10 protein-coding genes are annotated in these 15,342 nt (G+C 60.7%); 6 read left to right on the top strand and 4 right to left on the bottom strand.

The features are described 5' to 3' along the window. Window positions 1-11 precede the first annotated feature (11 nt). The 4 genes from ABIE16_RS08710 to ABIE16_RS08725 all read right to left on the bottom strand — a co-directional run bounded on the left by ABIE16_RS08710 (window position 12) and on the right by ABIE16_RS08725 (window position 4,487). Window positions 12-1,415 carry a DUF1254 domain-containing protein gene (locus tag ABIE16_RS08710; protein ID WP_429520902.1) on the bottom strand — a complete coding sequence of 468 codons (1,404 nt, stop codon included), beginning with the start codon at window positions 1,413-1,415 and terminating at the stop codon, window positions 12-14. 27 nt (window positions 1,416-1,442) lie between these two features. Further along, on the bottom strand, window positions 1,443-2,894 hold the full coding sequence (locus tag ABIE16_RS08715) for a DUF1254 domain-containing protein (RefSeq protein WP_429520903.1): 1,452 nt from the start codon (window positions 2,892-2,894) through the stop codon (window positions 1,443-1,445). 11 nt (window positions 2,895-2,905) lie between these two features. Continuing rightward, a complete protein-coding gene (locus ABIE16_RS08720; protein ID WP_429520904.1) occupies window positions 2,906-3,697 on the bottom strand; it encodes a hypothetical protein in 792 nt (263 codons plus the stop codon). A 364-nt stretch (window positions 3,698-4,061) separates the two neighbouring features. Beyond that, a complete protein-coding gene (locus ABIE16_RS08725; RefSeq protein ID WP_429520905.1) occupies window positions 4,062-4,487 on the bottom strand; it encodes a YciI family protein in 426 nt (141 codons plus the stop codon). Window positions 4,488-4,665: 178 nt separating this feature from the next. Here ABIE16_RS08725 and ABIE16_RS08730 point away from each other — a divergent pair, with 178 nt between their 5' ends. The 6 genes from ABIE16_RS08730 to ABIE16_RS08755 all read left to right on the top strand — a co-directional run bounded on the left by ABIE16_RS08730 (window position 4,666) and on the right by ABIE16_RS08755 (window position 15,173). After that, window positions 4,666-5,109 carry a polyketide cyclase gene (locus ABIE16_RS08730; RefSeq protein ID WP_429520906.1) on the top strand — a complete coding sequence of 148 codons (444 nt, stop codon included), beginning with the start codon at window positions 4,666-4,668 and terminating at the stop codon, window positions 5,107-5,109. Window positions 5,110-5,360: 251 nt separating this feature from the next. Then, a complete protein-coding gene (tpx, locus tag ABIE16_RS08735) occupies window positions 5,361-5,861 on the top strand; it encodes a thiol peroxidase (RefSeq protein ID WP_057714973.1) in 501 nt (166 codons plus the stop codon). Window positions 5,862-6,173: 312 nt separating this feature from the next. Further along, a complete protein-coding gene (locus ABIE16_RS08740; RefSeq protein WP_429520907.1) occupies window positions 6,174-7,490 on the top strand; it encodes an MdtA/MuxA family multidrug efflux RND transporter periplasmic adaptor subunit in 1,317 nt (438 codons plus the stop codon). Continuing rightward, on the top strand, window positions 7,487-10,591 hold the full coding sequence (locus ABIE16_RS08745; protein WP_429520908.1) for an MdtB/MuxB family multidrug efflux RND transporter permease subunit: 3,105 nt from the start codon (window positions 7,487-7,489) through the stop codon (window positions 10,589-10,591). Before ABIE16_RS08740 ends, ABIE16_RS08745 begins: the two co-directional genes overlap by 4 nt. Further along, window positions 10,588-13,695, top strand: a complete 3,108-nt coding sequence (locus ABIE16_RS08750; protein WP_090455060.1) for an efflux RND transporter permease subunit — start codon at window positions 10,588-10,590, stop codon at window positions 13,693-13,695. The genes ABIE16_RS08745 and ABIE16_RS08750 overlap by 4 nt, the downstream gene beginning before the upstream one ends. Continuing rightward, window positions 13,692-15,173, top strand: coding sequence for an efflux transporter outer membrane subunit (locus tag ABIE16_RS08755; RefSeq protein WP_223502207.1), 1,482 nt, complete (start codon window positions 13,692-13,694; stop codon window positions 15,171-15,173). Before ABIE16_RS08750 ends, ABIE16_RS08755 begins: the two co-directional genes overlap by 4 nt. Window positions 15,174-15,342 lie beyond the last annotated feature (169 nt).

The raw sequence follows: 15,342 nt of genomic DNA on the forward strand, positions 1-15,342 counted from the left end.
CCTGACTCCGTTTATTGTTTTGGGGTGACAGGGGTCAGCAACGGCATGTGCCATTGGCCGTTGGTGACTTCCGGTTTTGGTAGATACAAACGCAAAATCCCGTAGAACGGACCACCCGGGGCTGGTAGCCAGTTGCTTTGCAGGTCTTTGGCCGGTGCCTTGTGCTGCACGTACAGGGTCAGGCCGCCGTCGGCATCGAGCTTGAGGTCGGGCAGCATGCGCGAGTTGATCAGGTAGCGATTGAGCGGGTTGGCCACCAGCAATTTGTTCTTGCCGTCGTACATGGTCAGCGACCAGAACGCATCGGCCGGGGGCAGGGCGCCCTTGTCGAAGTGCAGGGTGTAGTCGGTTTTCGACGCATCGACCGGCTTGCCGTCCTTGTCGACGAAATAACCGATGTAGTTGGCCTCTTCGGCGGAGTTGCCGAAGATCCCCATGTTGGCGCCAGCGTAGCGGTACAGATAATTACCCTTGAGGTGATCGCGGGTGCCGAACAGATCGTCGCTGCTGACCTCGTGGGTATCGACTTTGGTCTTCTTGAACTCGGCAAACTCAGCCTTGGCATCGCTGATGCCGTCCTCCAGCGCTTTGCGTTGCTCGGCGCTGAGGTCGGTCAGCTTGAACGGCTTGCCGGCTTCGACACCGATTTTGGCGAAGCGCGCAAGCAGGTCCTTCTCGACATCCTGGGCCGGAGCGAACGACAGCATGAAGTTCAGGTAACGGAACAGGTCCGGGGTTTCGCTCATGGTCGGCGTGGGTTTTGGCCAGTCGATCTTCGGCGCGGCAGGCGGGGCTTTGCGTTTGTCGTAATGGCTCAGGCTTTCAACCTTGTAACCCTTCTGGATCTGCTTGACCTTGGCCAGGTCCTTTTCATCGAACAGCTGGGTGCGATACAGCGCATAGGCAATGTTGCTTTCACTGCGCAGTAAACGGTCGATGTTCAGCGGTTGTTGGCCCTGCCAGTTCGGTCCGGCGACCATGAAGTGCCCGCCGTTGTTGCCGGTACTGCGGGTGCCCAGGTACGCAAAGTTCTGCGTGTAGGCATCAATCAGCTGCACCGAGTAGTAGCGGTGTTCTTCGATGGCCGGCAGGGTCAGCACCACCGGCTCGGCGCGCAAATCCATCCAGACGAAGGAGTAGGGCGTGTCGGCATTCGGCGTGACGAACGCGGTGTCCCTGGCGGTGAAAGCCTTGGCCGTGTTGCCGATCTGGTTGAACGGCGCCTTGAAGTTCGGGCTCTTCCTGTCCACGGCCTGGGTGTAGAGCGTCTTGTACATCTCAACCACCGGGAAGCCGTACAGATAGGCTTCCCTGGCAATGCCCCGGGCTTCTTCCGGGGTGGCGGTGAAGTCGGCCCAGGCACTGGTACTCAGGGCAAGGGTCAGGCCGGTCAGCAGCAGATTGCGGTTATTCATCGTACTTCCTTGGTGAATGTCCGGGCGTCATTCAACGGCCGTGATGTCGTCGAGTTTCCAGCTCTTGTCGAAATAGGCTTCGGTCGGGGCATACAGGCGGAAGTAGCTGAACCAGTGTTTGCCCGGCAGGGTTTGCACCCAATTGCTCTCGAAACCTTGTGGCGCGGTCGGACCGAAGTACAGGTCCACCGAGCCATCGGCGTTCTTTTTCAGATCTTGACGGGACGACAAATCGGCCTTGCGCTGCGGGTTGTCGATCAGGCAGCGGCTGGCGATGTCGTACACGGTCATTGACCAGAACTGCTTGGCCGGCGGGTTGGCGCCGACGTGCAGCCGATAGCTCTTGCCGCCGTCGAGCCAGTTGCCCTTGGCGTCGGTGTAGGCACCGAGATAGGTCTGGCCCAGCCCCGGGGTTTTCGAAACCATGCCTTTGGTGTTGGTCACTGCCTCGTAAAACCAGGCGCTGCGTTCCCACAGTTGGTCATAGTAGGCGACGCGCTGTGATGGCTCGGCGATGTTCAGCACGGTGTCCCATTGCCGGTCCGGCCAGTACTGGGCACCGGGGAAACGCTTGGCGAAGGTATTGGCCTTGGCGATCAGCTCACCGACCTGCGCGCCTTGTTCCAGGGCATTGCGCTGGGCTTCGGTGGGATTGAACGGCTTGTCCTTCTCGATCCCAAGGCTGGCGAGCATGGCCATGTAGAAACGGTCGCGTTCGTTGACCGGTTCCTTCTGGAGGATCTGGTGCAAGCGTTCCCAGTATGCGAGGCCTCGCGGCTGGGTGCCGGACCAGGCTTTGCCTGCGGGGGAGAGCAGTTTGGTCTTGGTCGGCTCGGCGCCTTTGGCGTACGGGTACATCTTGAATTGCTCGACCAGTGCCTTGCCTTTGGCCGGGTCCGGGTCGAGCACACGGAAACCTGCCAGCACATTCATGGTTTCCGACTTGGCCAGGTAATATTTACCGGCATCGGCCGGCGGCTCGGCGCCCGGTGGCAGTACCAGGTACTTGCCGCCCTTGCCTTTATCCGGACCGGTCTGGCCCATGTCGATGATCGACCGTTGCCAGAAATCACCAATACCGCCCGCAGTCGGGCCGGGTGGCAGTTCGATCACCAGCGGCCCGGTTTCGTTGAGGTCGACGAAGCCGAGGATGTACGGCGTGGTGGCATTGGCGGTGATTACGCCGAGCTTGTCTTCGTAACTGTTGAGCACCATCAGGTCGCCGCTGCGGGCGCCCAGCTTGTCGCGGAACTCTTCCTGCCATTGCGCGTAAGACACCAGCGGCAACGCCCAGAGGTAACTCTGAGTCGCTTGCTGGAAATCCAGTTCCGCATACAGTCTGGCAATGGATTCATGGGTCGGCAGTTCGCCCTCCATGGCGATTTTGCCGATACGGGTGTCCAGGTCCTGGGCACCGACCCCGCAACTGACGAACATGGTCATCAGGCTGAAACCGGCTGCGCGAATGGCACCGTGCATAGAGAGAATCCTTATTTACCGAAGGTCACGTTGATCCCTGCGTACAGCGTGAACTGCGGCAGGCCTTCGCCTTTGTGATCCACGGTCCATTGCGGTTCGACGAAGGCGTTAATGATATTGGTGCCGGATTTCCACGCTTTGCCGCCACCCAAACCGATGGGGATGTAGTGCGTGTCGTTTTTCAGATCGAATGTCCAGGTGCCGGTGGAGCGCAGGTACCAGCCCTTTTCCAGGTTATGGATGATGAACGGCTGGAAGGTCGCAGATTCCACGTGAGGGCGGTCGTGATCACCGGCGAACGAACTCTGGTATTGCACCAGTGCGCCGAGGAGTCCGCGTGGCGAGGAGTCGATGGCGATGGCGGACAGGCCGGCCTGCCACTTGCCGGTTCCCAGTTCATCCTGCTCGGCGGTCGGCGCAGTGATTTGCGGGCCGATGCCCAGCTGCACGCCTTCGGTCTTGAGCAGGAAAATGTCGAATACGTTCAGATCGCCGATGCCGGTGCTGTAGCCGTTGTGCGGATCGGGTCGGGTGCTGACGGGGAGCGTGACGCGCAGCAACTGCGGGACGCCTATGACGTCATTGGCTGCCATCGGAAGGGCGCCGCGCAGCAGCGCATCATTGGTGTGAGCGTTGGTATCGAACAGCTTGGGTGTGTAGTAATCCTGCAGGTTGATACCTGGTGCCAGGTTCAGCGGGTTGTTGCTTTTGTTGGCGGTCTCGGCGTTATCCGCGTGAGCACAAAAAGCAGGTGCGAGTGAAGTCACCCATACAAAGGCGTACTTCCGCAAATTCCTAGACATTAATCCCCCCGTTCCCTGGTGGCTGATTGGGCAGACGGCCCCTGAATCTGGCCGTAACTGCGTAATCCCTTTCCGATCAAGCCTGTAGGACTCGTCAGATGAACTTAGCAGTTAACTGCGGGTTAACCAGTAGGAAGGATTAATTCTTTCGTTTTATGGGCAGTTTCTCGTTAATTTCGTGTACTAAAAAGTTAATACGGATCAAGCGTTTGTCGAAACAAGTTAAGTGGCCATCTAGCCGATGCAGGAGCGAGCCTGCTCGCGAAGGTGGCCTGTCAGTCAATATGAGTGGTGGATATGACGACCTCTTCGCGAGCAGGCTCGCTCCCACAGGAAACTGAAGCAACAGCCGGTTCAGTCAACCTCAGTTCTTCTTCGCCTGTTCCCAAACCCGCTGTTCCTGCTCGCGCAGTTCCGGTGTGAACTCTGCACCAAAATCTTCCGCTTCAAACACCTGGCGAATCTCGATCTCGGCCTCGGTGCCCGGCATCGGGTTGGGGCAGCGCTTGACCCATTCGATGGCTTCTTCTTTGGACTTCACTTTCCACAACCAGAAACCGGCAATCAGTTCGTTGGTTTCGATGAAGGGGCCGTCGATCACCGTGCGTTTGTCACCTGAAAACTTTACACGAGCACCTTTGCTGCTCGGGTGCAGGCCTTCGCCCGCGAGCATGATGCCGGCCTTGACCAGTTCATCGTTGTAGTTACCCATGGCGGTCAGCAGTTCCTGGCTGGGCATGACGCCGGCCTCTGAATCATGGCTGGCCTTGATGATGATCATGAATCGCATGGTGATGTCTCCGTTGTAATTGAGTGATTCGCTTAATGGTCGAATGGCTGCGTTGCAAATCGACAGCCCCTCGAAAAAATTGTCGTAGCAGACACTTTGGCAGGTTTCATTTCGACCGCCATTTCGCTACACCGTATTTCTGGCGCGCCTGTCCAACGATCAAAGGAATGTTTTCTGTATGCCAATTCTGGAACTCACCACACTCATCCCGGGTCGCACGCCCGAACAGGTCCTCGATTTCTGCCTGGAAGGCGTCAATTTCCCAAGGATTTTTCCCGAACGCATTACCCCGCTGGGCGATACCGATCTGAACAACTTGCGGATTGAAGCCGGGCGGCAATTCCGCTTTCGCCACTGGATGTTCAATGTGATTCCGTCGGACTGGACGGTGGTGATCCGTGAAGTCGGTGAAATGCATTTCATCGACGAGATGCTAAAGGGACCGATGCGTGCCTTTCGTCATGAACATCGGGTAGCAGCGGGAGAGGGCGGTACGCTATACACCGACCGGGTGACGTATTCGGCGATTGGCGGCGCGCCGGTGGAGTGGTTGCTGGTCAATGGCTATATGCGACGGATTTTCGAGGCGCGCCATCGCAATATGTTGCGGTTGCTCAAATAACACCGCTGTCCCTGTGGGAGCGGGCTTGCTCGCGAAAGCGATCTGTCAGTCCCGGCGATGCTGAATGTGCTGCCGTATTCGCGAGCAAGCCCGCTCCCACAGGGTCTTGTGGTGTATGGGAGGGCACGTGTATCCAATTTTGTGTGCTGATACATGACAATTTATGTTTGGCCATAGGTCGTCGGACAATTTCGTGGTTAACTTCGGCCTCGTCAAAATTCTCCACCACAACGTTCAGAAGGACTCCGTTCATGGCTCAAGTCACTCTCAAAGGCAACCCGGTTCAAGTCAACGGCCAACTGCCACAAGCCGGTTCCAAGGCGCCAGCCTTTTCCCTGGTTGCCGGCAATCTGTCCGACGTCACCCTGAAGGACTTTGCCGGCAAGCGCAAAGTGCTGAACATCTTCCCAAGCGTTGACACCCCGACCTGCGCCACCTCCGTGCGCCAGTTCAACGCCAAGGCCAGCAGCGTCGACAACACTGTCGTGCTGTGCATCTCCGCTGACCTGCCGTTCGCCCAGGCGCGTTTCTGCGGCGCCGAAGGCCTGGAAAACGTACAGAACCTGTCGACCCTGCGCGGTGCCGAGTTCATCCAGAACTACGGCGTGGCCATCGCCGACGGCCCGCTCAAAGGCTTGACCGCTCGCGCCGTCGTGGTTCTGGACGAAAACGACAACGTGCTGCACAGCGAACTGGTTGGCGAAATCGCTGACGAGCCGAACTATGACGCGGCACTTGCTGTTCTGAAATAAGTAAGCGCCTTTACAATTGTTAACACCCCCCCGCTGTCAAAAATGCTGTTGTAGGAGCGAGCTTGCTCGCGATGGACTCAAGAACGCCGCGTTTCGTCAGTAGACATGCGCTATCGTTAACAACCATCGCGAGCAAGCTCGCTCCTGCATTGAGCAGCATTACCCTCTGTCCAGGCCGTTTTCATTTGTGATTCAGTGTCTTGGATAAAACACCTGCTACGTAAGCCGAAGGTAAATTGCCGGTAAAGGCGCTTTGCTTAAGACCCGCCAGTGCTTATCGTTCAGCCTCATGTAAAAAAGCCCACGCGCCCAATGGTTGATCACTCAATGCAATCCTCCGCTTCCCGTAGTCCTCGTCGCTGGCTGTTCGGCCTGCTTGTCCTGCTGGTCATCGCTGGCCTGTGCTGGAAATTTTGGCCCGGCAGCGCTGCACCCAAAGAGGCTGCGGGGCAGAAAGCCGTCGCCGGGCATACCGGCAGGTCGGGCGGGATGCGCCCGGGATTCGGTGGCGCGTCCGGGCCGGTGCCGGTGCGAGTGGCTCCGGCAGTCACCGGTGACTTCCCGCTGTATTTCAAGGCTCTGGGCACGGTCACGGCGCTCAACACCATCAATGTCCGCAGTCGCGTTGGCGGTGAGTTGGTCAAGATCTATTTCGAAGAAGGGCAGATGGTCAAGGCCGGCGACATGCTCGTCGAAATCGACCCGCGCCCTTACCAGAATGCCTTGCTTCAGGCCGAGGGCACCTTGCTGCAGAATCAGGCGCAGCTGAAAAACGCCCAGGTCGACGTCGAGCGTTATCGCGGCCTGTACCGCGAAGACAGTATTGCCAAGCAGACCCTGGACACCGCCGAAGCGCTGGTCGGTCAGTTCCAGGGCACGGTCAAGACCAATCAGGCGGCGGTCAACGACGCCAGGCTCAACCTCGAATTCACCAGGATCCGCGCCCCGATTACCGGTCGCGTCGGCCTGCGTCAACTGGACGTCGGCAACCTGGTAGCGGCCAACGACACCACTGCATTGGCGATCATCACCCAGACCCAACCGATCAGCGTGGCCTTCACCCTGCCGGAAAACAGCCTTGACACCGTGCTGGCCCGTTATCGCAGCGGCGCCAAACTGCCGGCTGAAGCCTGGGACCGCGGTGATACCAAACTGCAAGCCACGGGCGTGCTGCAGAGCCTGGACAACCAGATCGACGTCACCACCGGCACCCTGAAATTCAAGGCCCGTTACGAGAACCGCGATCAGTCGCTGTTCCCCAACCAGTTCGTCAATGTGCGCCTGTTGGCCGACACCCTCAAAGACGTGGTACTGGCGCCTTCCGCCGCGATCCAGTTCGGCACCAACGGCACGTTCGCCTATGTCCTGGACGGTGACAAGAAGGTCAAGATCCGTCAGTTGAAAGTCGGCGCCAGCGACGGCCTGAACACTGTGGTCACCGAAGGACTGTCGGCGGGCGATCGGGTCGTACTGGAAGGCACTGACCGCCTGAAAGACGGCAGCGATGTGGAGGTGGTCAACGACAGCCAGGACGTGCCGACCACGCCGACCGAACACCTGCAAGGCAAATCGGCGGTCAACGCGGCTGAGCCTGCGACCACCGACAAGGCGAAAAAGGGCGGCGCATGAATCTCTCGCGGCTGTTCATCCTTCGCCCGGTAGCCACCACGCTGAGCATGCTGGCGATTATCCTGGCCGGCGTCATCGCCTACCGGTTGCTGCCGGTGTCGGCGTTGCCCCAGGTCGATTACCCGACCATTCGCGTCATGACCTTGTACCCCGGCGCCAGTCCGGATGTCATGACCAGCGCGGTGACCGCGCCACTTGAGCGGCAGTTCGGGCAGATGCCCGGCCTGACGCAAATGGCGTCCACCAGTTCCGGCGGCGCGTCGGTGCTGACCCTGCGGTTCAGCCTCGACATCAACATGGACGTGGCCGAGCAGCAAGTGCAGGCGGCGATCAACGCCGCGACCAACCTGTTGCCCAAGGACCTGCCGGCACCGCCGGTGTACAACAAGGTCAACCCGGCCGATACGCCGGTGCTGACCCTGGCCATCACTTCCAAGACCATGTTGTTGCCCAAGCTCAACGATCTGGTCGATACGCGCATGGCGCAGAAGATTGCCCAGATCAGCGGCGTCGGCATGGTCAGCATTGCCGGTGGTCAACGCCAGGCCGTGCGGATCAAGGTCAATCCCGAGGCTTTGGCGGCCAACGGCCTGAACCTGTCGGATGTGCGCACGCTGATCGGCGCCTCCAACGTCAACCAGCCCAAAGGCAACTTCGACGGCCCGACCCGGGTCTCGATGCTCGATGCCAACGATCAACTGACGTCGCCCAAGGACTACGCCAACCTGATCCTGGCCTACGCCAACGGCGCACCGTTGCGGCTCAAGGACGTGGCGGAGATCGTCGACGGCGCCGAGAACGAGCGGCTCGCGGCGTGGGCCAACGAGAACCAGGCCGTGCTGCTGAACATCCAGCGTCAGCCCGGCGCCAACGTGATCGAGGTGGTGGACCGGATCAAGGCCCTGCTGCCGAGCATCACCGACAACCTGCCAGCCGGCCTCGACGTGGTGGTGCTGACCGACCGCACCCAGACCATCCGCGCCTCGGTCAAGGACGTGCAGCACGAATTGCTGATCGCCATCGCCCTGGTGGTCATGGTCACCTTCCTGTTCCTGCGTCGCGCCAGCGCCACGATCATTCCGTCGGTGGCCGTGCCGCTGTCGCTGATCGGTACGTTCGGCGTGATGTACCTGGCTGGGTTCTCGGTCAATAACCTGACCCTGATGGCCCTGACCATCGCCACCGGTTTCGTGGTGGACGATGCGATCGTCATGCTGGAGAACATTTCGCGTTTTATCGAAGAGGGCGACAGCCCGCTGAACGCGGCGCTCAAGGGCGCCAAGCAGATCGGTTTCACCCTGATCTCCCTGACGTTGTCGCTGATCGCCGTGCTGATTCCGCTGCTGTTCATGGCGGACGTGGTCGGTCGCTTGTTCCGCGAATTTGCCATTACGCTGGCGGTGGCGATCCTGATTTCCCTGGTCGTTTCCCTGACCCTGACGCCGATGATGTGCGCGCGGTTGCTCAAACGTGAACCCAAGGAAGCAGAGCAGGGCCGCTTCTACCGTGCCAGCGGTGCGTTCATCGACTGGATGATCGCCGCCTACGGGCGCAAGTTGCAGTGGGTGCTCAAGCACCAGCCGCTGACCTTGATGGTGGCCATTGGCACCTTGGCGCTGACGGTGTTGCTGTACATGGTGGTGCCCAAGGGCTTCTTCCCGGTGCAGGACACCGGCGTCATCCAGGGCATTTCCGAGGCGCCGCAATCGATTTCCTTCGCCGCCATGAGCGAGCGCCAGCAGGAACTGGCCAAGGTCATCCTGGCCGACCCGGCGGTCGAGAGCCTGTCCTCCTACATTGGCGTGGATGGCGACAACTCGACCCTCAACAGCGGCCGGTTGCTGATCAACCTCAAGTCGCACAACGACCGCGACCTGAGCGCCATGCAAGTGATTGCCCGCCTGCAACCGGAACTGGACAAACTGGTCGGCATCCGCCTGTTCATGCAGCCAGTGCAGGACCTGACCATCGAAGACCGGGTCAGCCGCACGCAGTATCAGTTCAGCATGTCGTCGCCGGACTCGGAGCTGCTGAGCCTGTGGAGCGGGCGTCTGGTCGAGGCTTTGGCCGACCGGCAGGAATTGACCGACGTCGCCAGCGATTTGCAGGACAAGGGCTTGCAGGTCTATCTGGTGATTGACCGCGATGCGGCGTCGCGGGTCGGTGTGTCGGTGTCGAACATCACCGACGCGCTGTACGACGCCTTTGGTCAGCGGCAGATTTCTACGATCTATACCCAGGCCAGTCAGTACCGCGTGGTGCTGCAATCGCAGTCCGGTGAGAAGATCGGCCCGCAGGCGCTGGAGCAGATTCACGTCAAGACCACCGATGGCGGTCAGGTGCGCCTGTCCAGCCTGGCGCATGTCGAGGAGCGTCAGGCGCAACTGGCGATCACCCACATCGGCCAGTTCCCGGCGGTGATGATGTCCTTCAACCTCGCGCCCGGCGTGGCGCTGGGGCATGCGGTCGAGATCATCGAGCAGGTGCAGAAGGACATCGGCATGCCGATTGGCGTGCAGACCCAGTTCCAGGGCGCAGCGCAGGCGTTCCAGGCTTCGTTGTCAAGCACCTTGCTGCTGATTCTGGCGGCGGTGGTGACCATGTACATCGTGCTGGGGGTGCTCTACGAGAGCTACATCCACCCGATCACCATTCTTTCGACCTTGCCTTCGGCGGCGGTGGGCGCCTTGCTGGCGTTGATCCTCAGCGGCAACGACCTGGGCATGATCGCGATCATCGGCATCATCCTGTTGATCGGCATCGTGAAGAAGAACGCGATCATGATGATCGACTTCGCCCTTGACGCCGAGCGCAACCAGGGCATGGACCCGCAAACGGCGATCTATCAGGCAGCATTGCTGCGTTTCCGGCCGATCCTGATGACCACCCTGGCGGCTTTGTTCGGTGCCGTGCCGTTGATGCTGGCCACCGGTTCCGGCGCGGAACTGCGCCAACCGCTGGGTCTGGTGATGGTCGGCGGCCTGTTGCTGAGCCAGATTCTGACGCTGTTCACTACGCCTGTGATCTATCTGTACTTCGACCGTCTCGGTCGGCGCTGGGGCCGCAAGCCTGAGTCCGTGGAAGCGGTAGAGCAGCCATGAACCTTTCGGGACCTTTCATCAAGCGCCCGGTCGCGACCATGCTGCTGAGCCTGGCGATCATGCTGCTGGGCGGCGTGAGCTTCGGTTTGCTGCCCGTGTCGCCGCTGCCGCAAATGGACTTTCCGGTGATCGTGGTCCAGGCCAGCCTGCCCGGGGCCAGCCCCGAGGTGATGGCGTCGACCGTGGCCACGCCTTTGGAGCGCTCCTTCGGCAGCATTGCCGGGGTCAACACCATGAGCAGCCGGTCCAGCCAGGGTTCGACCCGGGTGATCCTGCAATTCGACCTGGACCGCGACATCAACGGCGCGGCGCGGGAAGTGCAGGCAGCGATCAACGCCTCGCGCACCCTGCTGCCGAGCGGGATGCGCAGCATGCCGACCTACAAGAAGGTCAACCCGTCCCAGGCGCCGATCATGGTGCTGTCGCTGACGTCGGACGTGCTGGAAAAAGGCCAGCTCTATGACCTGGCATCGACCATCCTGTCCCAGAGCCTGTCCCAGGTGCAGGGCGTCGGCGAGGTGCAGATCGGCGGCAGTTCGTTGCCGGCGGTACGCATCGAGCTTGAACCGCAGTCATTGAACCAGTACGGCGTGGCCCTGGACGATGTACGCAACACCATCGCCAATGCCAACGTGCGCCGGCCCAAGGGCTCGGTGGAAGACGATCAGCGGCTGTGGCAGGTCCAGGCCAACGATCAGCTGGAAAAAGCCAAGGACTACGAGTCGCTGATCATCCACTACAACGGTGGCGCGGCCCTGCGCCTGAAGGATGTGGCCAAGGTCAGCGATGGCGTCGAGGACCGTTACAACAGCGGTTTCTTCAACGACGACGCGGCAGTGCTGCTGGTCATCAACCGCCAGGCCGGCGCTAACATCATCGAGACGGTCAACGAGATCAAGGCCCAGCTGCCGGCGTTGCAGGCGGTGCTGCCGGCCAGCGTCAAGCTGAACCTGGCGATGGACCGCTCGCCGGTGATCAAGGCCACGCTGCACGAGGCGGAAATGACCCTGCTGATCGCCGTGGCGCTGGTGATCCTGGTGGTGTTCCTGTTCCTCGGTAACTTCCGTGCCTCGCTGATCCCGACCTTGGCGGTGCCGGTGTCGCTGGTCGGCACCTTTGCCGTGATGTACCTCTACGGTTTTTCGCTGAACAACCTGTCGCTGATGGCGCTGATCCTGGCCACCGGGCTGGTGGTGGACGATGCCATCGTGGTGCTGGAGAACATTTCCCGGCACATCGACGAAGGCGTGCGGCCGATGAGGGCCGCGTACCTCGGCGCCCAGGAAGTCGGTTTTACCTTGCTGTCGATGAACGTGTCGCTGGTGGCGGTGTTCCTGTCGATCCTGTTCATGGGCGGGATCATCGAAAGCCTGTTCCGCGAATTCTCCATCACCCTGGCGGCGGCCATCGTGGTCTCGCTGGTGGTGTCGTTGACCCTGACCCCGATGCTCTGCGCTCGCTGGCTCAAGCCGCACACGCCGGGGCAGGAGAACCGCCTGCAACGCTGGAGCCGGCGGACCAACGACTGGATGGTCGGCAAATACGCCACCAGCCTCGACTGGGTGCTGCGCCACAAGCGCCTGACCTTGCTCAGCCTGTTCGTGACAATCGGCGTGAATATTGCGTTGTATGTGGTTGTTCCTAAAACGTTTTTACCTCAGCAGGATACCGGTCAACTGATCGGTTTCGTGCGCGGCGACGACGGCCTGTCGTTCAGCGTGATGCAGCCGAAGATGGAGATTTTCCGTCGGGCGGTGTTGAAGGATGAGGCGGTAGAAAGCGTCGCCGGGTTCATTGGCGGCAATAACGGCACCAACAACGCCTTCATGCTGGTGCGCCTCAAGCCGATCAAGGAGCGCAGCATTTCCGCGCAGAAAGTCATCGAACGCCTGCGCAAGGAAATGCCCAAGGTTCCCGGGGCACAACTGATGCTCATGGCGGACCAGGACCTGCAATTCGGTGGTGGCCGTGAGCAGACCACCTCGCAATACTCGTACATCCTGCAGAGCGGGGATCTGGGGGCATTGCGCGAGTGGTATCCGAAAGTCGTCACCGCGCTCAGGGCCTTGCCGGAGCTGACGGCGATCGATGCGCGGGAAGGCCGGGGCGCCCGCCAAGTGACCCTGATCGTCGACCGTGACCAGGCCAAGCGCCTGGGTGTCGACATGGACATGGTCACGGCGGTGCTGAACAACGCCTACAGTCAGCGGCAGATTTCGACCATCTACGACAGTCTTAACCAGTATCAGGTGGTGATGGAGGTCAATCCGAAATACGCCCAGGACCCGATCACCCTCACGCAAGTCCAGGTGATCACCGCTGACGGCGCGCGAATCCCGCTGTCGACCATCGCCCATTACGAAAACAGCCTGGAAAACGACCGGGTCAGCCACGAAGGCCAGTTTGCTTCGGAGAGCATTGCCTTCGACATGGCCGAAGGCGTGACCGTGGAGCAGGGCGGTGCCGCCATCGAGCGGGCGATTGCCAAGGTCGGCCTGCCGGAAGACGTGATCGCGAAAATGGCCGGCACAGCCAACGCTTTCGCGGCGACCCAAAAAAGTCAGCCGTGGATGATTCTGGGGGCGCTGGTGGCGGTGTATCTGGTCTTGGGTGTGCTGTACGAAAGCTACATTCACCCGCTGACGATTCTCTCGACCCTGCCGTCGGCCGGGGTCGGCGCGTTGCTGTCGATCTATGCGCTGGGCGGCGAGTTCAGCCTGATTTCGTTGCTGGGGCTGTTTCTGCTGATCGGCGTGGTGAAGAAAAACGCGATCCTGATGATCGACCTGGCGTTGCAACTGGAACGAAACCAGGGCATGGCACCGCTGGAATCGATCCGCAGCGCCTGCCTGCAACGTTTGCGACCTATCCTGATGACCACCCTGGCGGCGATCCTCGGTGCCTTGCCGTTGCTGCTGAGCCGCGCCGAAGGGGCGGAAATGCGCCAGCCGCTGGGCCTGACCATCATCGGCGGGCTGATCTTCAGCCAGGTACTGACGCTTTACACCACCCCGGTGGTTTACCTCTATCTCGACAACCTGCGCCATCGCTTCAATAAATGGCGCGGGGTGCGTACTGATGTTGCTCTGGAAACTCCGCTATGACTGACCGTTCGCTTTTCAACCTGGCTGCACCGCTGATCACGGCTCGAGGCTCGCGCCTGTTGAGCCTGTCACTGTGCGTGGCGATGCTCAGTGCCTGCGCCGTCGGCCCGGATTACCAGCGCCCGCAAACCGCGGAGCCTGCGCAGTACAAGGCAGCGGAGGGCTGGCGTCAGGCCAACCCGAGTGATGCCCTGGCGCGTGGCGCGTGGTGGGAGTTGTATGGCGACCGGCAGCTCAACGACCTGATCGAAAAACTCAACAGCGCCAACCAGACCGTCGCCCAGTCCGAAGCGCAGTACCGCCAGGCCCAGGCCTTGGTGCGCAGTGCACGCGGGGCGTTTTTCCCGACGGTGGACCTGAACGTCAGCAAGAACCGTTCAAGCCAGGGCACCGGCAGCAGCAGTTCCAGCCTGAGCAGTTCGTCCAGCGGTATTCGCGACACGTACTCGGCCCAGGCGGGCGTCAGTTGGGAAGCGGACGTATGGGGCAAGCTGCGCCGAGGCCTCGAAGCCGACACCGCCAATGCCCAGGCAAGCTTTGCCGATCTGGCGGCCATGCGCCTGAGTCAACAGTCGGAGCTGGTGCAGAATTACCTGCAACTGCGCGTGATCGATGGCCAGAAACGCTTGCTCCAGGACACGGTCGAGGCATATCAGCGTTCGTTGAAGATGACCGAAAACCAGTACCGCGCAGGCGTATCGGGCAAGGACGCGGTGGCCCAGGCCCAGACACAGCTCAAAAGCACCGAAGCCGATATGATCGACCTGATCTGGCAACGCGCCCAGTTCGAGAACGCCATCGCTGTGCTGATCGGCCTGCCGCCGGCCGAGTTCAGCCTGGCGCAAAGCCAGGACATCCCGCAATTGCCGCAAGTACCGCTGGCGCTACCTTCGCAGTTGCTGGAGCGTCGCCCGGACATCGCTTCGGCCGAGCGCTCGGTGATGGCCGCCAACGCCAACATCGGTGTGGCCAAGGCTGCCTATTACCCGGACCTGACCCTGAGCTTGAACGGTGGTTACAGCAGCAGTACCTCGAAAGACTTGTTCAGCCTGCCGAACCGCTTCTGGTCGGTCGGACCGCAATTGGCCATGACCCTGTTCGACGGTGGCCAGCGCTCGGCGGAAGTCGACCGCAGTGAAGCGGCCTATGACGAAACGGTGGCCAAGTACCGCCAGACCGTACTGGACGGATTCCGCGAAGTGGAAAACTACCTGGTGCAGCTCAAGGTGCTTGAGGATGAAGCCGTCGTGCGCCAACAGGCACTGGATGCCGCCCGTGAATCGTTGCGCCTGACCCAGAACCAGTACAAGGCCGGTTTGATCGCGTACATCGATGTGGTGGTGACCCAGGCGGCGGCGCTGAACAATGAACGCAGCAACCTGGACCTGTTGCAAAGCCGCCTGATAGCCAGTGTGCAGTTGATTGCCGCGTTGGGGGGTGGCTGGGACGGGCAGCTTGAGGTGAGCGAAAACCGATAGCGTAATCCCTGTGGGAGCGAGCTTGCTCGCGATGGCTGCGTCACATTCAGCATGGATGTTGCCTGACCCACCGCTATCGCGAGCAAGCTCGCTCCCACAGGTTTTGTCAGGTGCCGGCAGCTTGAAGCAAGTTAATGTAAAACCTTAAAACAAGCGTTTCATCGGGCTG

This window comes from Pseudomonas sp. 2725 (assembly GCF_050434585.1).
Lineage (GTDB): Bacteria > Pseudomonadota > Gammaproteobacteria > Pseudomonadales > Pseudomonadaceae > Aquipseudomonas > Aquipseudomonas jessenii.